The sequence below is a fragment of the Halomonas shantousis genome (genome assembly GCF_054654615.1).
This window is the reverse complement of record NZ_BAAIER010000002.1, coordinates 2,735,675-2,757,289: the sequence shown is the minus strand read 5'-3', so window position 1 is coordinate 2,757,289 and position 21,615 is coordinate 2,735,675. Positions and strand designations below refer to the sequence as shown.

Annotated in this window: 18 protein-coding genes and 1 tRNA gene; 7 read left to right on the top strand and 12 right to left on the bottom strand. The window is 56.6% G+C overall.

Annotation, left to right across the window (positions count from 1 at the left end):
• Positions 1-65 precede the first annotated feature (65 nt).
• Together ACYQ12_RS13210 and ACYQ12_RS13205 are read left to right on the top strand one after the other, a co-directional pair.
• The gene (locus ACYQ12_RS13210; RefSeq protein WP_459872538.1) at positions 66-1,955 is read left to right on the top strand and encodes a heavy metal translocating P-type ATPase; all 1,890 of its coding nucleotides are present in this window, start codon (positions 66-68) and stop codon (positions 1,953-1,955) included.
• Positions 1,916-3,469, top strand: a complete 1,554-nt coding sequence (locus ACYQ12_RS13205; RefSeq protein WP_459874526.1) for a diguanylate cyclase — start codon at positions 1,916-1,918, stop codon at positions 3,467-3,469. Before ACYQ12_RS13210 ends, ACYQ12_RS13205 begins: the two co-directional genes overlap by 40 nt.
• Before the next feature lie 89 nt (positions 3,470-3,558).
• Here the strand turns inward: ACYQ12_RS13205 and ACYQ12_RS13200 are convergent, their stop codons facing one another.
• From ACYQ12_RS13200 to ACYQ12_RS13155, 10 genes are all read right to left on the bottom strand, one after another.
• Positions 3,559-4,419 (bottom strand): alpha/beta fold hydrolase, encoded by an 861-nt coding sequence (locus ACYQ12_RS13200; protein ID WP_459872535.1) that lies wholly within the window; start codon positions 4,417-4,419, stop codon positions 3,559-3,561.
• Between the two features lie 638 nt (positions 4,420-5,057).
• Positions 5,058-5,852, bottom strand: a complete 795-nt coding sequence (locus ACYQ12_RS13195) for a hypothetical protein (RefSeq protein WP_459872532.1) — start codon at positions 5,850-5,852, stop codon at positions 5,058-5,060.
• 175 nt (positions 5,853-6,027) lie between these two features.
• Positions 6,028-7,092 carry a hypothetical protein gene (locus ACYQ12_RS13190; RefSeq protein ID WP_459872529.1) on the bottom strand — a complete coding sequence of 355 codons (1,065 nt, stop codon included), beginning with the start codon at positions 7,090-7,092 and terminating at the stop codon, positions 6,028-6,030.
• Positions 7,093-7,274: 182 nt separating this feature from the next.
• Complete coding sequence (locus ACYQ12_RS13185) at positions 7,275-7,943, bottom strand: hypothetical protein (RefSeq protein ID WP_459872527.1); 669 nt, start codon at positions 7,941-7,943, stop codon at positions 7,275-7,277.
• A 984-nt stretch (positions 7,944-8,927) separates the two neighbouring features.
• Positions 8,928-9,605 (bottom strand): RES family NAD+ phosphorylase, encoded by a 678-nt coding sequence (locus ACYQ12_RS13180; protein ID WP_459872524.1) that lies wholly within the window; start codon positions 9,603-9,605, stop codon positions 8,928-8,930.
• Entirely contained in the window at positions 9,602-10,003 is a 402-nt protein-coding gene (locus ACYQ12_RS13175; RefSeq protein WP_459872521.1) for an antitoxin Xre/MbcA/ParS toxin-binding domain-containing protein, read from the bottom strand. Before ACYQ12_RS13175 ends, ACYQ12_RS13180 begins: the two co-directional genes overlap by 4 nt.
• A 1,004-nt stretch (positions 10,004-11,007) precedes the next feature.
• On the bottom strand, positions 11,008-11,700 hold the full coding sequence (locus tag ACYQ12_RS13170) for a hypothetical protein (protein WP_459872518.1): 693 nt from the start codon (positions 11,698-11,700) through the stop codon (positions 11,008-11,010).
• Between the two features lie 169 nt (positions 11,701-11,869).
• Positions 11,870-12,190, bottom strand: a complete 321-nt coding sequence (locus ACYQ12_RS13165; protein ID WP_459872515.1) for a toprim domain-containing protein — start codon at positions 12,188-12,190, stop codon at positions 11,870-11,872.
• 315 nt (positions 12,191-12,505) lie between these two features.
• Positions 12,506-14,293 (bottom strand): hypothetical protein, encoded by a 1,788-nt coding sequence (locus ACYQ12_RS13160; protein ID WP_459872512.1) that lies wholly within the window; start codon positions 14,291-14,293, stop codon positions 12,506-12,508.
• 780 nt (positions 14,294-15,073) lie between these two features.
• Positions 15,074-15,150: transfer RNA gene (locus ACYQ12_RS13155), tRNA-Arg, on the bottom strand.
• A gap of 189 nt (positions 15,151-15,339) precedes the next feature.
• Here ACYQ12_RS13155 and ACYQ12_RS13150 point away from each other — a divergent pair.
• Positions 15,340-16,113 carry a methyltransferase domain-containing protein gene (locus ACYQ12_RS13150; RefSeq protein WP_459872510.1) on the top strand — a complete coding sequence of 258 codons (774 nt, stop codon included), beginning with the start codon at positions 15,340-15,342 and terminating at the stop codon, positions 16,111-16,113.
• 7 nt (positions 16,114-16,120) lie between these two features.
• On the opposite strand, the gene ACYQ12_RS13145 is transcribed toward ACYQ12_RS13150, so the two are convergent.
• Positions 16,121-17,896: a putative bifunctional diguanylate cyclase/phosphodiesterase gene (locus ACYQ12_RS13145; protein WP_459872507.1), complete on the bottom strand. Its 1,776-nt coding sequence runs from the start codon at positions 17,894-17,896 to the stop codon at positions 16,121-16,123.
• A 172-nt stretch (positions 17,897-18,068) separates the two neighbouring features.
• Between ACYQ12_RS13145 and ACYQ12_RS13140 the strand changes: the two genes are divergently transcribed.
• On the top strand, positions 18,069-19,058 hold the full coding sequence (locus ACYQ12_RS13140) for a methyltransferase (RefSeq protein ID WP_459872504.1): 990 nt from the start codon (positions 18,069-18,071) through the stop codon (positions 19,056-19,058).
• A gap of 8 nt (positions 19,059-19,066) precedes the next feature.
• Here ACYQ12_RS13140 and greB read toward each other — a convergent pair whose 3' ends face one another.
• Positions 19,067-19,597 (bottom strand): transcription elongation factor GreB, encoded by a 531-nt coding sequence (gene greB / locus ACYQ12_RS13135; protein WP_459872502.1) that lies wholly within the window; start codon positions 19,595-19,597, stop codon positions 19,067-19,069.
• A gap of 189 nt (positions 19,598-19,786) precedes the next feature.
• Here greB and ACYQ12_RS13130 point away from each other — a divergent pair, with 189 nt between their 5' ends.
• From ACYQ12_RS13130 to ACYQ12_RS13120, 3 genes are all read left to right on the top strand, one after another.
• Positions 19,787-20,416, top strand: a complete 630-nt coding sequence (locus tag ACYQ12_RS13130) for a hypothetical protein (RefSeq protein WP_459872499.1) — start codon at positions 19,787-19,789, stop codon at positions 20,414-20,416.
• A gap of 112 nt (positions 20,417-20,528) precedes the next feature.
• Positions 20,529-21,158, top strand: a complete 630-nt coding sequence (locus ACYQ12_RS13125; protein ID WP_459872496.1) for an NUDIX domain-containing protein — start codon at positions 20,529-20,531, stop codon at positions 21,156-21,158.
• 4 nt (positions 21,159-21,162) lie between these two features.
• Complete coding sequence (locus ACYQ12_RS13120) at positions 21,163-21,609, top strand: DUF1249 domain-containing protein (protein WP_459872493.1); 447 nt, start codon at positions 21,163-21,165, stop codon at positions 21,607-21,609.
• The last annotated feature ends 6 nt before the right edge of the window (positions 21,610-21,615 follow it).

Genomic DNA, 21,615 nt, shown 5'->3' with positions numbered 1-21,615 from the left:
AGGCATCTTTCAGATAGAACTTAGGTACGCTGAACCGTTTCCCCGCCAGTCATGAGGTCGCGATAATGCATATTCCTCCTTGGCTTGGCCGGCTTGTCGGCAACCGGGAGTCCTTGATTGCTCTGGTGGCCCTGCTGGCCATCGTCACCCATCTGATGTTGCGCTTCGCGCTCGGGGTTCGGGTCGAGCAACCTGGCGTCGGCATAGCCGATCTTCCCCTGCTGGTGGCCCTGGCTGCCGGCGTTCCCCTTTTGGTCGACTTGGCGAAGAAGCTGGCACAACGCGAGTTTGGTGCCGACCTGCTGGCCGGGCTGTCGATCCTTACCGCCGTGCTGCTCGAAGAGTATCTGGCAGGAGCACTGATCGTGCTGATGCTGTCGGGAGGGCAGGCGCTCGAAGGTTGGGCGGTACGCCGGGCCTCGTTCGCGCTCGAGGCACTGGCGAGTCGCATGCCCAGCGTGGCGCATCGTTACCGGGATGGACGGATCGAGGATGTCGCTCTGGAGGTAATCGCCGTCGGTGACACGGTCTCGGTCTATCCGCACGAGACATGCCCCGTCGACGGTGTCGTTCTCGAGGGGCAGAGCACCATGAACGAAGCCTATCTGACGGGGGAGCCCTATCTGCTGCCCAAGGCCGTCGGCGCAGCCGTGATCTCCGGTGCGATCAATGGGGAAGGTAAGCTGACGATCCAGGCGACATCGCGTGCCGTCGACTCGCGCTATGCCAAGATCATGCAAGTCATGCGCGAGTCGGAGCAACGGCGGCCCCGGCTTCGTCGGCTCGGCGATCGTATCGGTGCCTTGTACACGCCGCTGGCACTGGGCATCGCCCTGCTGGCCTGGGCGATCAGCGGCGAGTCCATACGTTTCTTGAGCGTTCTCGTGGTGGCAACGCCTTGCCCGTTGCTGCTCGCCATTCCGGTAGCAGTGATTGGCTCGGTCTCGCTGGCGGCACGCCGCGGGATCATCATTCGTAATCCCGGCGTGCTCGAGCAGATCGCCACCTGTCGGGTGGCGATCTTCGATAAGACCGGCACGTTGACGTATGGTCGCCCGACCGTCACGGACATCCTGACGGCGCCCGGCATGATGCGTGATGAGGTCCTGGCCTGGGTCGCCAGTCTCGAGCGATATTCCCGACATCCCCTGGCGTCCGCGATTCTAGCAGCGGCCCGAGAGGAAAACCTGCTGCTGCGCGATGCCGATGAAGTCAGCGAACGTCCCGGAGAGGGATTACAGGGCAGGGTGGCGGGAAAACGCATCGAGGTCACGGGACGTAGCAAGCTTCTGGCCCGCCAGCCTGACATGGCGTCACGCCTGCCTCCGCCTGGCGGTGGGCTGGAATGTATCGTCCTGGTGGACGACGCCTACGCGGCCTTGTTCCGGTTGCGTGACGAACCGCGCCTGGAAGGACGTGACTTCATCCACCATCTGTCGCCCTTGCACGGCTTCGAGCGGGTGATGATCGTCTCGGGCGATCGCGAGAGCGAGGTGCGTTACCTGGCCGACAGGATCGGCATCCATGAGATCCACGCCGGCCAGAGCCCGGAACAGAAGCTCGATCTCGTACGCGAGGCGACTCGGCAGGCATCGACCCTGTTCATGGGCGACGGTACCAACGATGCACCTGCGCTCACGGCAGCCACTGTCGGGGTCGCTTTCGGTCAAGGGAGTGAAGTCGCCTCGGAAGCCGCCGACGCCGTCGTGCTCGACAGCACCCTGGGCCGTGTCGACGAACTACTGCATATCGGACGACGCATGCGGACCATCGCACTGCAGAGTGCCATCGGTGGCATGGGCCTGAGTCTGGTGGCGGTCGGCATAGCCGCCATGGGCTACCTCCCTCCCGTCAATGGGGCGATTCTCCAGGAAGTCATCGATGTGCTGGCGGTAATGAATGCCTTGAGGGCCGCATTCACGCCTCGTCAGCTTTCCGACTATGCATTGGGTTAGCGGAGGATTCCGGGAAGCTGCGTCAGGCTCTTGTCATCCAGTCAGATCAGTCTGCCGGAACCGCTGCTGTCACGGTACTCCTGTTATCCTGCACGCTGGTCGATGTGCCTTTGGTCCGTCTGGATGTGAAACTAACTGCTTCAGAGGATGGCCCACGGCAACGGTCGTATATCATGGTGGACAAGCCTATAACAGCGAAGCGTGAGAAAATTGGAGAAGCCTTTGGCCATCCTGATGACGGCACCATGGTGGCTGTTTACCGAACGCTGGCGGTACTCGTGGGTTTTTCCTGTAGGGAGTGTGGGGCTTTGTCATCACTAAAAACACAATATCAGGTGCACTGGTTGACGGGGCAGTTTTGCGAAGATAGCAGGGAAGCGATGTATCGCAGCTTCGTCAAGACGAGGTTGCGGTTTGAGTCCTGTCTGTCTTTGACTCTGGCAGCCTTGGTCTTTGGCATGTTTGCCATTACGGACTATTACCTGCTCGGCTTGAGCAGAGAGTATTATTTGCTGATCACCATACGTATTGTAGTGGTTAGTCTCTGTCTTCTCTTGGCATTCATTATCGGACGCTGGGGCAGCTATTCCCGTAAAGTCTGGCTGCACGCTTTGCCGCTCTGGATACTGGCGACGGGAATCATTTTGATCGTTCCCTTGCGCCCCGAGAGCCTCTCCTCTCAGATAACAGCGGTGGTAGTAGCCACCATGGCGTTCTATCTCCTGATCCCTAACCTGCTGACAGTGGTAACGTTTGCCAGTCTCTATTTGAGTGTTGGCTTTCTGGCCGCTGCAGTGCTGTTTGCAGATATCGCACTGGTGGTGACGCTTCGCATAGCGCTGTTGTTAATCATGACCAATGTCGTGGGCTTCTGTGCCTTGTTGCGTTTGGAGAGTCTGCAACGCAAGCAATTCGCGCTGCTTCACGAAGAGCGCGATCACAATCGCCAATTGCTCAAGGAAATCGCTCACCGAAAATCACTGGAAGCACAGTTGCGCATGATCGCCGAGCGGGATGCTCTGACGGGACTCAATAGTCGTAGTCATTTCATGAAGCGGGCCAAGGCACTACTGCAGCGCTCGCGATTGGAAAAGATGCCGTTCAGCCTTTTCATGATCGATGTGGATCATTTCAAGAGCATCAACGATACCTGGGGCCACAGTCACGGCGATTGGGTTCTGACCAAAGTCGCGGAGGCTTGTGTGCAGTCTCTTCGCCCCACGGATGTGACAGGGCGTTTCGGAGGTGAAGAGTTCATGGTGGCCCTACCGGATACCAGCCCCGACGACGCTCGAATCTTGGCTGAGCGCTTGAAGAAGAAGGTAGCCGAGCTGCCGTTAAAGGAAGAAATGAGCGAGTTGTGCCTGAGCGTCACCGTTGGTATCGCTGTTGCGCACATTGAAGAGGTCGACCTCGAGTCCCTGATCGCGCGCGCGGATCGGGCGCTTTACGTTGGCAAACGCGATGGCCGGAACCGGGTAGTGATGTGTCGTGAGGGAGTGGAAGAGGCATGACCGGGAGCGGCCATAACGATGTCAGCGCGAGCTAGCCTGTTCCACGTGACTGTGTCGTCACCCTGGGTGCAAAGAGCACGAGAAGGGTGTTACTGCTTAGAGAAGAAATCGAGAAGTGTACTCGCCAGCGTCTCTGGCGCTTCCTCTGCCATATGATGACCACAGTCGAGACCGTACCCTTCCAACGTCGTCGTCCATGGACGCCAGACCTCCAGCACGTCGCCATACAGCCGTTCTAGATCATCCCTCAATGACCATAGCACCATGGCCGGGCACTGAATTCGCCTGCCATGCTTGCGGTCTTCTCTGTCGTGGAGATGATCAATGCTTAGGCCGGCGCGGTAGTCTTCGACCATGCCGTGTACAGTCGCCGGGTCGTGAATCGCGCGCCGGAAGTCAGCAAACGATGCCTCTCCAATCGCTTCGACATCGCCACCGTACCAGGCATCGGGATCGGCCAAGATGGCACGTTCTGGCTTCTCAGGCTGCGCAAAGAAAAACCAGTGCCACCACTCGGTGGCAAAGCGTGCATCGCAGCGTTCCAGCGCCTCGAGAATCGGCACACCATCGAGCATGACGGCCCGTTCGACGGCTTGGGGGTGATCCATCGCCATTCGGAAAGCGGTGTAGCTGCCTCGGTCATGACCGACAACGATGAAGCGGTCGAAACCGAGGTAGTGCATCAGCTCGACACAATCCTGAGCCTTGGCACGTTTGGACGATCCGTTGTGATCGGGTGTGTCGACAGGCTTGGAAGATTCCCCGAAGCCTCTCAGGTCGGGGCACACCACGGTGTGATGAATGGCCAGGATCGGTGCGACGCGGTGCCACGTCGTGTGAGTTCGGGGATGACCATGCAATAGAAGGACAGGTGGACCGGACCCGCCGTGCCGTACCCTTAACGTTGCTTCCGAAAGTGCAATCATTTCCAACCGGAATCCGTCGAACATCGATGCCCCCCTCGTTCTCGTAGCTGACTGAACTCAGAGTACACGCCCCGAAACCCATCCGCTCGCCAGGGGATGGGTGATTGTCATGTGGTTGCGCAAATTGGTGCCGTGTGAGAGTCGAAAATTGTTCTCATCTATCCAATGCGTTATTACACACGTGATTTTTTAGTGGGACACCGGGAACAAGGCTCAACCATGCGGGTTACAGCGTGGGTACATCGTTTTGGCTTTTGGGAACAGAATCGCCATCTCTCTTAGGAGCAGGCAAGTTCCTTGTCTCTTGGCGAACGAATAGGTGGGGTTTCGAGTTGAGGCGAGGCGAAGGTCGGAAAAGCTTGAGAGGCTCTAGAATGGCTTCATCTGGTGCCATCAGGATTCTCTTATTCAAGGTAAGTCGTTGATTTTTAAAAGGTAATATATGGAATATGAGGCTGCTTATACCAATCGATATACCATGAAACCTAATGAGCTTTTCATGGGGCGACCCGAAATATGACAGCTCAAGGGGCTGGCCGCTTACGGCGAGGAGCAGACATTAAGCCAGAGTAGATATAAAGCTGCTCAGCACGCGCGGCTACGGAATGGAGGCGAAGCCGCAATGTAGTCGACTCGCCGTGCCTGGCCTTGTTAGCTTATAGCTATGCATCTACACCAAACAACATGGAATCTAACTGGTCGCTGCTGGGCACAGAGCCATTCTCAATAATCTTCATCAGTACCTCTCTGAGTAGATTGAAAGTGTCCAGCAAGTGCTGTTGGTCGTGTTTGGGTCTTCCATGCGCCGCAGCAGACCGCTTGTCATAGAGTTTTGCGATTTTCTTTTGCCGTTCTCGTCGGCTTGGCCCCGGTACTTCCAAAAAAGAGGCAACCAATGCGGAAACTCTAAACCTCAACTCTGAAGTGCTCGGTGAAAATAATGCTTCCAGAGCACCCCACAAAGATACGAGTGTCAGTGCTGTGTTATGGATGAATTGCCCCTGATCAATTGCTTCTGTAGCGAGCGTGAACTCTGAACTGCCATTCACCAACTTTTCAGTAACCTGCCAGTGGTCTCGCACCCACTTGAGAGAATCAACGCTGGCGCTCTCTTCGTCTACTGCAAGGGCAAAGGAACGGTTTTGAATCTCAAGCAGATGGAGGGTCTGATGTTTTCCGTTGGCATTTTCTTGGGAGAAAGCTAAATTCGAGAAGACTGGTAGCGTAATGGCAGGGTTAACACCAAGTCGAAGTAAAAAAAGTATTACACGCGCTGTTTGAAGGGTCTTTTCCGTTCCACCCTCGTTCTCAATTGGGACAACTAGTTCTGCTGAAATATCGTACGATATGCCACCTGACGCAGCAGACCAAGGACCTGGATGGTGTTTGGTAGGCGTGTCGGGCGGGGCAAATGCTACCATAAAGGGGGCAAAGATGTGTGCATAAGTTTCACGCACCACAATTCCCTTCCCCAGCTCAAGGCTCGACTCGGGTAGCTGGAGGCCGTGTAGCCCAAAGAACAACGATTTTCTATGCACAGAGTTTCCTTTTGCTCAACAGCTAACGCCGCGCTCTGTGGCAAATTTGGAGCGCAGCGTAGATTTTTCCGACAACAGCGCCTTGTTAGTCATTTTATGCACCAACTAACCCTTTGAAATCTGGGTTAGATTGAATGACAAAGCGCCACAAGGGGAGGTTTTTCCCTTTGTACTCTTGGGGTATTAGAACCTTAAATACCGACGGGTCCAATCCAAGCTTCAGAGCAAAAACATCACCATTCTTAACCGTGTGATTTCTAAATCCATTTGTGATCATCGTACTGAGATGCCCAATAATAGCAAAGTTAGACTCCTCTTGACTTTCAGGTGAATACACGAACTTAATGCCTAAAAGTTTGTTGTCACTTACAATTGCTTCTGTCTCGCTCTCTAACCACGTACCGAATCGAATTAGGTAAAATGCAATTTTCTTTTCTTCTTCATCGGTAACTTCATTGCCCGTACAATATATTTTTACATCTCGAGTAATAAATAGAGCCCGTCCAGAATCATCAATTTCACCAGCCTCTGCAGCCTCTGCAGCATCGGCTAGTAGGTGTAGCTCAAGGTCAGGCGCTGTCCCAACCATACAATCACCTAAGTGAGCCATTTCTGAGCATGCCATCGCTCGAGCAAGGTCAATCGTGTATGAATTTTTATTCTCCTCAAACGATTCAATACTTAGCAATGCCCAAAAATTCCATGAAGAAAAATAAATGGCAAGCTTAAGGTCCAGCCCGTTTAAATCTGCATATTTTTTTAACTTATTAAAATAATCTTTCTTGATGGAATACTTGTTGGCAGGATTTTTATGGTGGCAGTTTTTAACCTCTACCAAAAGCTGCTCGTTGTCATGGAAAGTAATCCGGTAGTCCGGTGCTAGCATCTCCTCTCCGGAGAAATAAATGTCACCAGAATCTTCTTGCTTTAAAAGTATTACCTTGCCAAGAGCACCAGCAACATAAGCAAATAAAGATTCAATTCTTTTGCCAAATATTGCGTTTTTACTTTTTTTACTTTCTTCAATGGAAGATCTAACACGGATTACAAAATCTTCTTGGTCAAGAGGATCGTTGAGATCATACCCATGTTCCGTAGCCATATCTGCAAACAGCTCCAGAACATCAAATTTTTCGGCGTTCCTTTTTAGTTTTTTCATTGTGTTAGATCAGTTCCATCTCGTATGGCTAACGCCCGCAACACGGGCAATTTGTAGTGGAGATTTTTGGCATAAGATGGCGGAGCCATGCCAAAAAACGTAACGGAAAATTGTCCCTGTGCTTGCGATTGTTATGCGCACGACACATCCCTAACGAGATACTCGCTCCATTTACCATTAGCTCAACTACGTTTTAATTTAGGTTTCAAAAAACTCACGACATTCTCAACATCTTCTCTCAAAGAATTCTTATGCATTTCTACTGGAAATGCCTCAATATCTCTTTTCGCCTTTTCATACAACACTGTTAGCTCTCGCTGTTCTGCTTCCTGGAGCATCTCGTCACTCAACGAATGGAGATATGAAATCTTAATGTGGTCATTGACATACAAAGAGCAGGCAATTTCATGGGAAAAGAGCTTATCAAACAATTCCTGAGCGGAATCGCTAAAATGGATTTTAGCTTCAACAATATCTGAATATAGCTCAGACTTGATCCTCCGCACTTCAACCCAGCGACTTTCATAAATTGAGGCAAACTCTCGATGTTCTTCATAGGATTTGGTATTCGAGTAAACTCCGAGTTCTTTGCGTTTTTCGTAAGGCAAGATGAAAAACTTGAATATACTTTCCTCAAGGTCTAGAACCGTTGCTTCTCTATATAGATTATCCATGGCATCCTGATATTTGTAAGTATTTTGAAGCAAGCGCTTAGCCAGATCGTAGCGATTCTTACCTTCTAATTCGCGATGCCATGCATTAATCCCAAATATTGCGATGGACATTCCAGCAATCGCTGCAGCAGCCAACACCACATCTTTCGCCAAACTTACAGTGGCAGCCAATTCCAAGGGGTTCTCCTCGATTAACAATTCCGGCCTCGAGCTTTTCTATTCACGGGAGATCAATTTGAATACGCATAACAGGTATTAGACAGCGCGCTCGTTTATTTACTTGAACGCGCACGCGCGTTCAACAATGTCATTGCGCATAGTGACTGGACATTAATTTTTTGAAATTGCTCGTCATTAATTATGGCTCGGCAACATAACACCAATAACAGTGCTTGCTGCATAACACTCTTGAACGCGCATGCGCCTGTCCTCGGACTATCCGCCCTGGGTCGGGAGCGCTCAGCTTTTTCAAAGCCTGCCGGAAAATCTTGTGCATCGACTTGCCGCCCCCACCTCGTGGCTCTATACAGCCCCCGCGTCTTTTGTCGGGGGCAGCAAAACGCATCATTCCGCATCATTTTTCTGCCCCCTGAACCGCTCCGCAGCCCAGCAACGGCGGGCCCTGGCATCCCCTGCAACGTTGCATCAAAACCGACCCCTTTAGCCCGCAGGCGGGGCGGGGAGTCGACAGCGCGCCGGCGCCCAAGGGCGTAGCCGGGGCGTTTCGGCCCCAGGAGCGGCCACAGCCACCCCTGTTTGATGCCTTCGAGAACACTCTGGACCATACCGGATCATTCAGGAATGCCTAATTCGTCTATCGGCTCGGGCATGGTCTCGCTTGAACTTTTCTCGCCTGATCGGCCGGTCGAGAGCGCATAAAACTGCATGATTCCGCATGAAGTTTTGCAACCTGAAAAGCCCGCTCGCGCCCAGTAGTGGCGCGGCCTGGAGCCCGGTGCATGAGTGCCTAAAAACCGACCCATTTAGTGCGCGGGCGGGGCGGGGTGTCGACAGCGCGCCGGGGGTGTTGGCCGCAGCCGGGCGGGGGCGTTGCGCTGAAGTGGCCACAGCCGCTCACTCGGTACCTTCCTTGGAGCATTCGAACGCTCCAAGCTAGCCAATGGCGTTGCCAGCAGCAGCGAGCTGTAACGGGGCAGGGGCTTAGAGCACCAGACTAAGTTCGAGGACGTGGCGGATTCGCTCGCCATCCCAGTCATAGCCCAGGTGGCGGCCCTGCCGGGTAGCGGACATTACCGGCGGGCGCAGTACCGCCGCGCACTCACCATCAGGATCCCTCACGCTGGGGTAGACGATGCCGTCTGAGAGGGAGTCCCGGGCTTGCCGACCAAACGCCTGCCCAGCCTTCCAGTCGTCGGGAAACAACAGCGGAGCGGCGTCAGGGTTATCCCGTAGGTCGAGCAGGTCACCGGCCAGATCGGACAGGTAAACGCGCTGCTGTAGCTGCATGGGCGGCTCGCTGGAGTCGCGCATGAATCTCTCGGCGTGATAGCACGTTTCGGCAATGGCCGTGGCCTCATTCAAGGCGCAGTAGTAGACCCCGAAGGTACCATCACTGAAGCGCGAGCCCTGGCCGTTGAAATGGCAGAAGGCCGCCATGACGGGTGTCCAGCCGGGACCGTAGCGGCGATCCTCTTCCCTGACCATGTGGATGGCACCGGCCTCTTCGCGCAGGCGGGCGGAAGTCTCGCCCTCGAGCTGGTTGAGAAGATCCCAATCGTTGGACGTGGCTACCCGTTCGAACAGGTCAATGGGCGGAAACCGGGAGGGCACGACCCGATAGCTGGGCCGCCACTGGACGGGCGAAAGCGGGAAGGTCACGCGTGGCCGCCGCCCCGGGCGGCATCGAGGTACTGGCGTACCACATAAAGATCGGAAACCAGCCCGCTACGCAGCCGCTCCAGAGGCGCTTGCCCTGAGAACAAGGGGTTGCGGTTTGGCCGGCGCAACCAACTGTCCGCCGCATCACTGCGCGGTAACAGTATCTGCAACGCCTTGTAGATCCCCAAGATCAAGGACATGCGCTCCAACTGGTTGATATCCAGCACGGCCTTGTCGGGATTCTTCTGCCAACGGCGATAGGTGGAGCCGGGCACGCCGAGGAGTAGGGCGGCTTCCTGCTCCTTCAACTGCCAGTCTCTGGCAATGTTGGGGTAGGAGCGCATGGCAGCGGCGCTCATATCCTGACGCTGATCGTGTGACATCGTGGCGATAGTCATATTACCTCCCGGCCAGATGGCGGTTTATTGAAATTATCCGCCAAATGGTTGGTCTTGTCACTTGCTGGATAAACCCCTTTCGCTCGCCAGGGGGGGATTGATCGGCGCTCGATTGGGCAAATCGGCGATGTGTGAGAATTGATAACTTTTCTCATCTATCAAATGCGTTATTACACACGTGATTTTGAGTGAGAACAGTGGGAACACCGGGAACAAGGCTCAACCATGCGGGTTACAGCGCGGTGTTCCCACTGTTCCCACTGTTCCCACTGTTCCCACTGTTCCCGATGTTCCCACTATTTTTCAGGTTTACGTGAGACATTGCTTGTCTATTCCTGAATTTACCCTTGAGCGTGTCGATCTACAGCGATCATAGGATTAGGCAAATCCATTCTCTCCTGGCGAGCGATTGGGGGTGGGGTGGAACGGCGCGGCCTCGCCGGTTCCTTCGGTGGCCGATAGACACGCACGGAAACGGCCCCGCGCTGGGCGGGGCCGTCCTTCCTCGTGAGCAAGCGGATATCAGTGCTCGGCAATGCCAAGCTGCGCCTGTAGCTTCTTGACTCTCCTGGCCCGTCCCAGTTGGCCACTGTATACATTGCAGCCATCCTCGCATGGCAACGGCTCGATGCTTTCCAGAGACTCAATGCGTGCCGGCTTAATGCCTTTGGGAATAGCACCTAACACCATCTCGCCGAGCGCGGCGCAGTAGCGCTTGTGCACTTCGCCTTCGAGTTCGACCCATTGTGTTGCACTCAGACGGACTCTCGCAGGTCTTGGTTTCCTGGGTGGCGTGCGGAGTTTGCTCGGTTGTCGTCATGGCGTCGGTCTCTCCGGTCTGTAAGGTAGTGTCCTGACGGTTCTCGGTTGGCGTGGTCATGCGGGTTGGCTCCGGGGCATGGCGGTTGCGATTGGCCGGGCGGCGGGGTTGCCGCCCGGTCGTGGTTGGCTCGGGTCTGTCGAGTGGTGCGCATCGTGGGCGTATGTGGTCTGTTCGGGTCGCATCAGGTGCCTCCCTCCGGGTCGAGCCGGTCGGGATCGACGACGAAGAAGCGCCCCATGCCGCCCCCTGGCAGGCGATACTTTTTCTGCTTGCGTCCCTCGTCCATCTTGGCCAGCACGTCGTGCATACCCAGCGTGCGCAGGATGCGGGCGCGGCTGTAGCCCTCGGCCGCCTCGGTGAGCGCGGCGCGGTTGAACAGGTACAGGCGCTTGTCACCCTCGATCTCGAAATAGCCGGCACGTTGGCGAACGGTGGTGTCGGCAAGCTGGGCATGAATGCTCGAGAACCGGCTATCGCCGTGCAGGGCGATGAAGTCGGACAGGGCAGTAAGGATCTGCCGATCCTCGGCGTTGCCGTCACCGATGGTGGCCAGCCAATCAGCAAACAGCGTCCGGCACGCCTGGGTGGTGGCGCCCGCCGACCAAGGCAGGATGCCCCGTTCGCTGGCCAACTCTCCGGCAAGCGCCATCACAGCGAAGCGATCCGCCACGCGCCCGGCCTGGGAGCTCGAGACGTTGAATGCCTTGCGGATCTCGCCGAAGCGCCATGTCAGGCCATCGGCGATCTCAGCCTTGAGTAGCGCTTCCACCAGGGCAGGGCTGGCGTAGACCTCGTAGCCCGGCCGGTCGATGTTTAGGCGTTTCGGCGCGACCGGCTCGCCGACCACGGTCAGGTGGGGCTGCGATTCACTCATGGCTACCTCGCGCCTGTTCGGCCTCGAATCTCGACCGGTGCCAACGGCACAGGTCGTTGAAGTCAGTGAGGTCGTCCGGGCAGCCCTCGGGCCACTTGGGATAGAGCACCATCGCGCCCACGGCCTGGGCGGCACCGTTGGCTGCCTGCCGCCCCGGATTGCCCGTCGCTTAGCGGTCATCGTCGCCGGCAATCACCAGATCCAGCGAACCGTTCAGGCTGGCTCGCATGGTTTCCGCGACGGCGCGCAGGTTGTCGGCATGCATGGCGCACACCACCGGCTCGCCGGTAAGCCGGTAAAGCGTCGCTCCGGTAGCCCAGCCTTCGCAGACGAACAGTCGCCCCTCGGCAACGGGTTCGCCCAGGGGCGAATAGGCGCCCTGGACTTGGCCGCCCTTGAGAAAGCGCTTTTTGCCGTTGGGCAGGATCCATTGCAGATTGACCAGCTCGCCACCGGCGTAAAGGGGACCGGCAGCCAGCCCCGCTGACACTGGCGCAGGCCATAGGCCGAGACACCCCGACTCATCAGGTAAGGATGGGTAGCGCTGGCCGCCCTGGCGGCGTCCTATACCGACCGGGCCCGGGCCGCCGCTTCCTGGCGAGCGATCTTCTTCTCGGCGGCGAGCCGCTCCACTATCTAGGCACGACTTCTACCCTTATTCCGTTAATAAGGGTATGGCTGTTAGAGTGGCCTATATCCCCGAAACCGGCCCATGCGCCATTCTTTCCTTCATATTCTTTATCGCCTACGTAAGCATAATATTTTATATCATAGGAGTTTGCTCTTGTTCCTGAAAGACGAAATCTTATGCCTTTAATTCCATTACCATATCTTCCGCCATCGTTAGCTTGCATCCAGTTTGTATGTCTACCTTGGGGGGAGGTTGAAACCCTCCGCCTGAATACACTTTCAAATAATTTATTTGATACTCAATTTTTAAGTCAGGAAAAGGTCTATCAGCTTGTGCTTGTATGCTATGCAACGTCCACCCGCTTGGCAGGCGAACCCTTTCTCCCTCATCCCCCACGACTATTCTTCCAGCACTTCTCAATATAATATTTAAAGGTAAGGGGCGGTTTATAAAGATAGGCGAATTCATGTGAGGGGATAAATCATGAGGCGTAACTGTGGGGGGCGATTCATAGAAATCGCGCTGAATAGAAGCGGCTATATTCGCTAAATTCAAAATAATTTTTTCAAGCTCTTCACAATGATGCTCTGCTTCTTTTATCAAGCTGGTATTCGGTTCTTTTCGGAATCCAAAGCTGTGCGAAGTAATATGAGCGTTGGGAATGAAAAAATCCTCAGGATGGCTTTTAGCAAAAAGCCACTTTTCAAGTAAGCTCACTGCATCAGCTTTATGCTCTGCAAGCTCTTGCAGAGCCATAATCTGAGTCTGAAGAGTCGGCACATTTATATTAGGGGGGCGTGGAACGCGCAAGTAGGAACTATAAAGTCTATGTATCTCGCTTCCACCACTCTCCTTTATTTCATTGGGAAAAGCTTTTGCGTACTGTATAAGGTCCTGGTGGTCTGGTAATGTTCCGGATGATCCTGATCGATAGATCCTAATAACTAAGGTTGAGTTTCTGCTAATGCTATTAATTTTTTCTTCAAAATTTGATTCCAAGCTCGCAGGTCCGGATATAGCCTTTATCTGTGCGCTTACGTATTCTCTTTCCTCTCGGTTTATTGACGAGAATTCAGCCACAGCGAAAAGGTCGCCACCGAAAGTAACCTCTTTGCAAAACATATCCCCGTAAGTTTGTAAAAACTGCTTGTAATGCTTCCCTTCTAGTAACTCTTGTGCGTTGGTGGTTAACGCTGGATTAATCAAGCTAAGCTTTCTAAGCTCATGATGCACTCGTACCATCATATAAGAGTTGTATGAGTTATAGCTTATTTCTCTTGCAAACTGATATTTTGCAGACGCCTCGCCTACAAAGCCTGAAAAACTAGCTTTAATGTCCACTCTAAGTTTATTGTATAAATCTTTTTCGCTTTCTATTAAACTAATATCAGCCAAAGTTCCTTTTTCAGAAACATTTGCCATTTCCCTACGTTCCACCCCCTCAGCCATCCTTTCCCCAGTGATGGATAGAGAGCCGAATCCCAGGCTGCCAAAATCTTCTACTATAGGTGCTCCATCATCATAGAAAAAAAATGGGCTTCTATACCACTCCTCGGTTTTACTATCAAACTCTATGGAGTTGCTCTCTATTTCTTCATCATGTAGCGACCCTTCTCGATAACTAATTATTTTTGCAGCGCTCAAGGGGGGGTGTTCATGGCTGTTAGCAGTCCCATCGTAACACTTGCAACGAATGGTGCTTTTGTCTACCGTTACATCAAGTAATTCAAGGTCATTTGGCAAGAGCAGGTCGTAATATATAATAAATGCTTTTTTTCCATGGGTCCTTATCCACACTTCTGACTTCCTGTCTCTGTAATTAATCCCCTGACTGTCGCTATAAATAAAATCGAATTCAAACTCGCCGGCGCTATCAGCGCACTTACCAGTTTTGATTTTGAAAGCTATGGTTCCTTGCGAATTATAACTTTCAATACTGATGTCTGCTTTGTAGTTAGCCATAACTACCTCCAAGCTAAACCTTAAGCGCGGTCTTGTTGTCTTTGGTTTTCACAAATGGCTTGGCTTCGTTTTTCTTACATTAAATGACTATAGATCAAGTTGAGGAGAATGGAGAAGCGTAACAAGCTAAATTTTAAATTATGATATTTTTGTTATATTTGGTAATATAGAATCTATTTTTTTAACTTTTTTTGACTAAAGGGCGCAGCGGAATTTGCCGAGCATCAACTAGCTCTGCTTCAGTTTACTTTAGCTTCTTCCATCATCTTCGCTTCAAATGCCTCCAGTTGATCCATTCGCCAGCATGTGCACCCTCGGCTGAAACGTATCGGCTGAGGGATCTTTCTGGTTGAGGCCCAGCGCCACATAGTTGGCCTCGACACGCCATAGCGTTTTGCCACTTGTACATCTTTCAGGAACATGAAGCGCGTCTCCATCATTCATTTGGTAGGGCTAGCGTAGCCTTCCTGCCAACGTGAGGAAGTGCCCTAATTGCCCGAATATGGTGATTTGAGACAGAGGGGATCAATAAATCGGGTCCGGACTGGGACGGAACCTTTCGTCTAGAGGAAGGGGCGGGCTTTGGGAAAGCCATGCCTCCTATAAGCGTTAGACCGGAGAAGACGCAGTGAATCAGCTTGCATCTAGAGTGTTACCAGATATCGGTTGGTACCGGTGGGGTCAGGCTATAGTATGTCGAGTGTGGGGGCGGATGTGGGGGCGAGCCGGAGTTTCTTGCAAATCAGGGCTTTATTGTTAATCGTAACATATTGATTTTATTGGTGCCCCCATCAGGATTCGAACCTGAGACCTGCCCCTTAGGAGGGGGCCGCTCTATCCAGCTGAGCTATGGGGGCTTGTAGCGGATGGCGGACAGTATAAAGCGCTGATGCATCAAGATAAACCCGTACGGCAGGGTGCATTGCATGTGGGGAGCCGTTCTGCGCCCACGGGCAGTGGTGTGTGGCTGGCGTCGGCCCTGCCAGGCTGGAGTGGCGGGGAGGAGGGCGCTAGACTGGCACGCTTTGTCGGTGGGAGGCGGTGCCTTGAATCATCCCGATCGCGTCTTCGATGGGCTGGCGGAGAAGTTCGCGGCCAGTCTGTACGGGGCTTCCCGGGGCGAGCTGCGTCTGGCGCTGCTGGAGCATCTCCTGCCGCGCACGCTGCCGCTTGCCGGGCAGCCGGCTCTCGACGTGGGCGGAGGCCTGGGGCAGATGAGCGCCTGGCTGGCGGGGCGCGGCCATGAGGTGACGCTGGCCGAGCCTTCCGGCGACATGCTGACGCGCGCCCGCGAGGCCCTGGCCAAGGAGTCGCTGGAGAGCAGGGTGCGTTTTTTGCAGTCGCCGCTGCAGGCGCTGCCCGAATGTGCGCCGGGCCCCTGGCCGTTGATCGTCTGCCACGCCGTGCTCGAGTGGCTGGCCGATCCGCGTGCAGCCGTCTCCGTACTGGCGTCGCTGCTGGCGCCCGGCGGTCATTTATCGCTGATGGTGTTCAATCGCGATGCCCTGCGCTTTTCCAACGTCGTCAAGGGCAACCTGAACAAGGCGCTCGATGACCGTCTCGAAGGCACCGGCAAGCGCCAGCGCCTGACGCCGATCTCGCCGCTGACTCATGGGCAGATAAGTGACTGGCTGCGTGAGGAGGGGCTGCGTATCGAGCATGTCGCGGGTATCCGCGTCTTTCACGACTATCTGCGTGAACGCGAACCGGAAGGGGAGACGATGAGTCGGCTTTTCGAACTGGAGCGGCGCTATTGCGACGTCGACCCGCACTGGCGTCTGGGCCGTTACCTGCTCTACAGCGTTCATAAGCCCCGGTGACGATCCGTCAGAGACTCGCCTCGCGACGCCTGAGCGGATAGGTGGGGCAAGTGAGGGGCGTCAGGTAACGCTCGTAGAGTTCGTGTTCCGGCATGGGGTAACCGAGATAATAGCCTTGCGCCAGGTCGCAGCCGATCTCGCGGATCAGCTGAAACTGCGCTTCGCTCTCGACGCCTTCCGCCAGCACCTGCCGATGCGTGGCTTGCGCCATCAGCGTGACGCCTCTCACGAGTTCGCGCTGATCGTTCCGGTCGGCAATCCGCTTGATCATGCTGCGGTCGATCTTGAGCGTATCGATGGGCAGTGCGGTAACGTAGGTCACCGAGGAGATGCCGGCACCGAAGTCATCGAGAGCCACCATGGCGCCCAACTGATGGGCTTCCTGAAGCTGGCTGCTGACGAGCTCGACGTCATGGAAGTGGCTCGATTCGAGAATCTCGATGGTCAAAAAGGGCGTCACCAGGCCCAGCTTGTCGCGAGTTTCAGCCAGGGTCTGCAGGAATCCGCCGGCCTCGATCTGCTCCTGCGTCAGGTTGATGCTGACTGTGGCCGTGGTGCCCTGATCCTGCAGTTGCTTCACGACACGTCCGGCTTCATGGATCAGCCAGCAGCCGAAGGGAAGACTGAGCGACGAGCCGGTGACCATGTCGATGAAGTGCTGAGGGCCAAGCACGCCGCGTTGCGGGTGACGCCAGCGGGCCAGAGCCTCGAACCCTACGGTGGTCAGGTCCGCCAGACTGATGATCGGCTGATAGAAGAGTTCGAGTTCGCCGTTATCGAAGGCGTGACGGATCCGGGTAAAGACATCGTCTCGGTGTTGCACCGGCGTCGCTCGGGCGGTGACGATACGGTTCTTGCCGGCCTGTTTGGCCTCGTACATGGCGCTATCCGCGGTGTCGATCAGCGACTCGGCGGTATTCTTGTGACTGGCAGTGAAGGCGATGCCGATCGATGCCGAGACCCGGACACCCTGGCCATTGCTCAGCGTGAAGGGGCGTACGGTCTCCCTGAGCACCTTGTCGGCGACCAGGCCCGCCATGTCGGGATGGGCCATGCCGGGCAGGGCCACCATGAATTCGTCGCCACCGAAGCGGGCGATCATGTCGGTATGACGCATCAGGCGTCTCAAGCGCCGGCTGATCTCGATGAGCAGCTCATCCCCGGCGGCATGGCCGAAGCTGTCGTTGATCGGCTTGAAGTCGTCGAGATCCAGAAACAGCAGGGCGAGCCCGGACTCGGTGTACTTGAGCCCCTCGAGCAGGTTGTCCAGAGCGTTGCCGAAGTGCTCCCGATTGAACAGTCGGGTGAGGGGATCGTAGATCGCCAGACGTTCCAGCCGCGCCTGGGTGAGACGCGATTGGGTCACGTCGCGGAAGATGGCGATGTAATGGGTGAGCGTGCCGTGCGCGTCGTGAACCGCGGTAATGGAGGTCTGGCTGACGTACTTCCGCCCCTGCTTGTGGCGGTTCTTGATGTTGCCGGTCCAGTATCCCGTTTCGGCGATGTCGGCGAACATGTGCTGATAGAATTGTGACCCGTGCTTGCCGGAGGAGAGGATGTACGGCTTCTTGCCCAGCACTTCCTCGCGGCAATAGCCGGTGATACCGGTGAAGGCGGGGTTGATGTCGATGATCACCTTGTCGACATTGGTGATCAGAATACCCTCCTGGCAGTGCTCGAAGACCGAACGGGCCAGCCAGTAACGCTGCAGGTCGGTGAGCTCGGCGCCACTGCGGAAGATGTCCTCCATCAGATCGGGAGGCGAGGGAGGAGGCGTGGTCACTGTGGAATTCCTTGCGCGCTGTCTGAGGGCGTTGAAATTATTGTCTTGGCTGCTGCTTTTTCCGAACGGGAGTCATCGCCTGTCAGAGGGTAACCAACAATGTTATCCCCGATGGGTCCGGGGAGTTTGACCTGTATCATCCGCTATTAACATAGGTTGCGAGAGTTTTATCATGACCACCGTCACGCCCCCTTGTCAGTTGCTCGAACGCCAGGCTGCGGACTATCGCGACTGGCTATGGGTCGCGCCGCCGCGCGATGCCTGGCTGGAATCCGCGCAGGGGCGCGTGTGGAGTGCCGACTTTGGCGTATGCGAGGCCTGGCGGCTACGCAATCAGCCGGTGCATGGTTCACTGGCTCCCGAGTTGGGCGCACCGCCAGGTGCCGTGCTGTTCTGGCCCAAGAGTCACGCCCTGGGCGAGTGGTGGTTACTGGCGCTATGTACCCATCTTCCCGAGGGGACCCGGCTGCAGGTGGTGGGCGAGAATCAGGGCGGCATCAAGCGGGCGCCGAAGACCCTGGCATCATTGGGGCTCGAGGCTTGCAAGCTCGACAGTGCCCGGCGCTGCACGCTATTCGAGACCCGGACCCGGCCGGTAGCGACACAGCCGGAGTCATCCTGGACGCATTTCGAGGCCGCGGGCGTGACGCTCGCCAGCCATCCCGGTGTGTTCGGACACGGTAAGCTCGATGAAGGCACACGACTGCTGCTCGAGCAGTTGCCGGACGTGTTGGGGGGAGCGCCGAGGTCGGTGCTCGACGTGGGCTGCGGCGATGGTGTCATCAGCGTGAATCTGGCGCTGCGCGGTCAGCAGATGACCGCCACCGACGTCAGCGCCTTCGCCTGCGAAGCCACCCGGCGCAGCCTGGCGCTCAATGGGCTGGCGGGAACGGTCTGCCAGGGGGACGTCTACTCCGCCACGTCCGCTGTCTTCGATGCCATCGTCAGCAACCCGCCGTTTCATCAGGAGCGGGCCATCGATTATGGCCCGGCGGGACGCCTGATCCGTGAGGCGCCGGCACATCTCGAGTCCGGCGGCAGCCTGACGCTGGTTGCCAACGCCTTCCTGCCCTATCCCGACCTGCTCGAGGCGGCTTTCGGCGGGTTTCGCATCCTCGCCGACAATCGTCGCTTCCGGGTCTATCATGCCGTCAAGCGCTGAGACCGGCCTCAGTCGCGGTAAGCGATCTCGGTGATGATATAGCTTGTCTCGCCGCCGGGGGCGGAGACGGTGACATCGTCGTCGAGCGCCTTGCCCAGCAGGGCGCGGGCCAGCGGAGCGTCGACGCTGATCCAGCGCTTGGCGGTATCGGTTTCGTCGTGGCCGACGATACGGATGGCCATCTCTTCGCCGTTCTCGTCTTCGAGTGTCACGAAGGCGCCGAAGTAGACCCGATCCCGATCCGCCGGCAGGCGATCGACGACCTGCAGTTCGTCGAGGCGCTTGCCCAGGTAGCGGATACGCGCGATGACCCGGTTGAGCTCCTTCTTGTTGTAGGTGTAGTCGGCATTCTCGCTGCGATCGCCCAGGGCGGCAGCTTCGCCGACCTTGGCCGAAAGTTCCGGACGACGCACGCGCGCCAGGTGGTCGTGAATGCCCTTGAGCCGGGCGTAGCCCTCGGGTGTGATCAGATGGCTCTTCTTTTCCTGGCGCGGATCCTTGGCCGGGTCGCGCCAGCGGGTCATGTTGCGGCCTTTCATGTGAATCTCCTGTCGCGCACGGTCATGGCGATTGATCATGGCGATACCCTACGCAAGCGGGAGCTTGTCGCCAAGACGGCGGCGCTCCGCTCTTCGCCGAAAGCCACATGGAGAATGATTCAAACGTTCGTTACATTCTGGCAGGTGCGGCACTGCCGCGAGTAAACGACAAGCGTCAAGGAGATCGAAATGTTCCGTCGTACCTTGCTGGTCGCCGGGCTCAGCCTGGCATTGAGCAGTTCCGTCCTGGCCCAATCGGCACAGGACGAGGTCTATCCGCTGATGCAGCGCTGGGGCAACGTCGAATATCAGATGCAGGGCGACGCCCAGGAGAAGGCCTTCGCCAGTCTGGCCGAGGAAGCCAGGCAATTGGCTGCGACCTACCCCGACAATGCCCAGGCACTGACCGCGGAGGGCGTCGTGCTGGCCTCCTATGCCAAGGCCAAGGGCGGGCTGGGGGCACTCGATCTCGCCAAGCAGGCCCGAGATGCGCTGGAGCATGCCATCGAGCTCGATCCTCAGGGCGACAACGGGTCGGCCTATGTGACCCTGGCGGCGCTTTATGACCGCGCACCGGGATGGCCGGTGGGCTTTGGCGATGATGACAAGGCCGGTGAACTGTTCCGTCAGGCGATGGCGATTCGTCCCGACGGGATCGATACCAACTACTATTATGCCACTTATCTGGAATCCGAAGGGCGCACCGATGAGGCACGCCAGCATGCGCAACAGGCCGTGAACGGGACGGCGCGTCCCGGGCGTCGCTCCGATGAAGCGCTGCGCGAACAGGCGCGCGCACTGCTCGGCGAGCTGCAGTAACCCCAGGGAGCGATCCAGCCGGAGCTGCTGTCGGGCTGCGGTTGGAATTACCCGTCGGTGCCGGGATAATAGGACGTATCGTGTTGTCGAACCGGACCGATCAGGAGGCTCCATGGATCAGGATAGCGCGCCTCATCAGCCCCGTTTTGGGGTGAAGGATATCGAGCGCCTCGAGACCGAGACACCTTACACGGGATTTTTCCGCCTGGAGAAGCGTCACCTGCGCCATCGCCTGTTCAACGGTGGCTGGAGCGAGCCGCTGGTGCGCGAGGTGCATGTGCGTCACGATGCCGTGGGCGTACTGCTTTACGACCCCGAGCGGGACGCGGTGGTATTGATCGAGCAGATCCGCGCCGGTGCGCTCGACGATCCGCGCGGGCCTTGGAAGCTGGAGCTGGTGGCCGGGTTGATCGAGCCGGGTGAATCGCCTGCCGACGTGGCGCATCGCGAGGCCATGGAGGAGGCAGGTTGCAAGATTCACGAGTTGATCGAGCTGCATCGTTACTACCCCAGCCCCGGCGCCTGCGACGAGCAGGTCACGCTGTTCTGCGGACTGATCGACAGTCGGGGGCTGGGTGGCGTGTACGGGGTGGAAGAGGAACAGGAAGACATCCTGGTACATGTCATGCCGTATCATGCCGCCTGGGAACTCCTGGAAGCAGGGAGACTCGACAATGCCATGGCCCTGATCGGGTTTCTTTGGCTGGCCCGTGAACGGGCCTCACTGCGTGCAAGGAGATAACTGTATGGCGAAAACGGCCTACGTCACCGACTTGAAGAGCCTGCAGGCAGAGTGTGCCGCCAACTATCTGCGCATGAGCCAGCTGCTGGGCGACATGAGCGCCGGCGAGGCACGCGAGGTGCCTCTGTCCGGCAGCCGGGCGCGTTTCGGTACACTGCTGCTGGAAGTGACGGAGCGCGCGCCCTATACCACCATGGTGCGCGTCTCCCAGAGTGGCGTGCTCGACGGTATCATCGAGACGCCGCGCATGAAGGTGCATCTCTATCATGACGTGCGCATGGCGGAAGTCACCGATTTCCAGCGCCAGCGCCACTTCAACGGACGCTATCGCTATCCCAACCCGCGCATGCACCAGCCGGACGAGAAGCTGCAGCTCAATCGCTTCCTCGGCGAGTGGCTGGAGCACGGCCTGGCGCATGGCCATGCGCTGGACGTGCCGGAGCTGCCCTGAGCGGCT

Excerpts from the sequence above, each read along its gene's own strand:
- ACYQ12_RS13210 (WP_459872538.1), top strand. The coding sequence starts at position 66 with ATGCATATTCCTCCTTGGCTTGGCCGGCTTGTCGGCAACCGGGAGTCC.
- ACYQ12_RS13200 (WP_459872535.1), bottom strand. The coding sequence starts at position 4,419 with ATGTTCGACGGATTCCGGTTGGAAATGATTGCACTTTCGGAAGCAACG.
- ACYQ12_RS13190 (WP_459872529.1), bottom strand. The coding sequence starts at position 7,092 with ATGAAAAAACTAAAAAGGAACGCCGAAAAATTTGATGTTCTGGAGCTG.
- ACYQ12_RS13175 (WP_459872521.1), bottom strand. The coding sequence starts at position 10,003 with ATGACTATCGCCACGATGTCACACGATCAGCGTCAGGATATGAGCGCC.
- ACYQ12_RS13170 (WP_459872518.1), bottom strand. The coding sequence starts at position 11,700 with ATGAGTGAATCGCAGCCCCACCTGACCGTGGTCGGCGAGCCGGTCGCG.
- ACYQ12_RS13160 (WP_459872512.1), bottom strand. The coding sequence starts at position 14,293 with ATGGCTAACTACAAAGCAGACATCAGTATTGAAAGTTATAATTCGCAA.
- ACYQ12_RS13140 (WP_459872504.1), top strand. The coding sequence starts at position 18,069 with ATGACCACCGTCACGCCCCCTTGTCAGTTGCTCGAACGCCAGGCTGCG.
- greB (WP_459872502.1), bottom strand. The coding sequence starts at position 19,597 with ATGAAAGGCCGCAACATGACCCGCTGGCGCGACCCGGCCAAGGATCCG.
- ACYQ12_RS13130 (WP_459872499.1), top strand. The coding sequence starts at position 19,787 with ATGTTCCGTCGTACCTTGCTGGTCGCCGGGCTCAGCCTGGCATTGAGC.
- ACYQ12_RS13125 (WP_459872496.1), top strand. The coding sequence starts at position 20,529 with ATGGATCAGGATAGCGCGCCTCATCAGCCCCGTTTTGGGGTGAAGGAT.
- ACYQ12_RS13120 (WP_459872493.1), top strand. The coding sequence starts at position 21,163 with ATGGCGAAAACGGCCTACGTCACCGACTTGAAGAGCCTGCAGGCAGAG.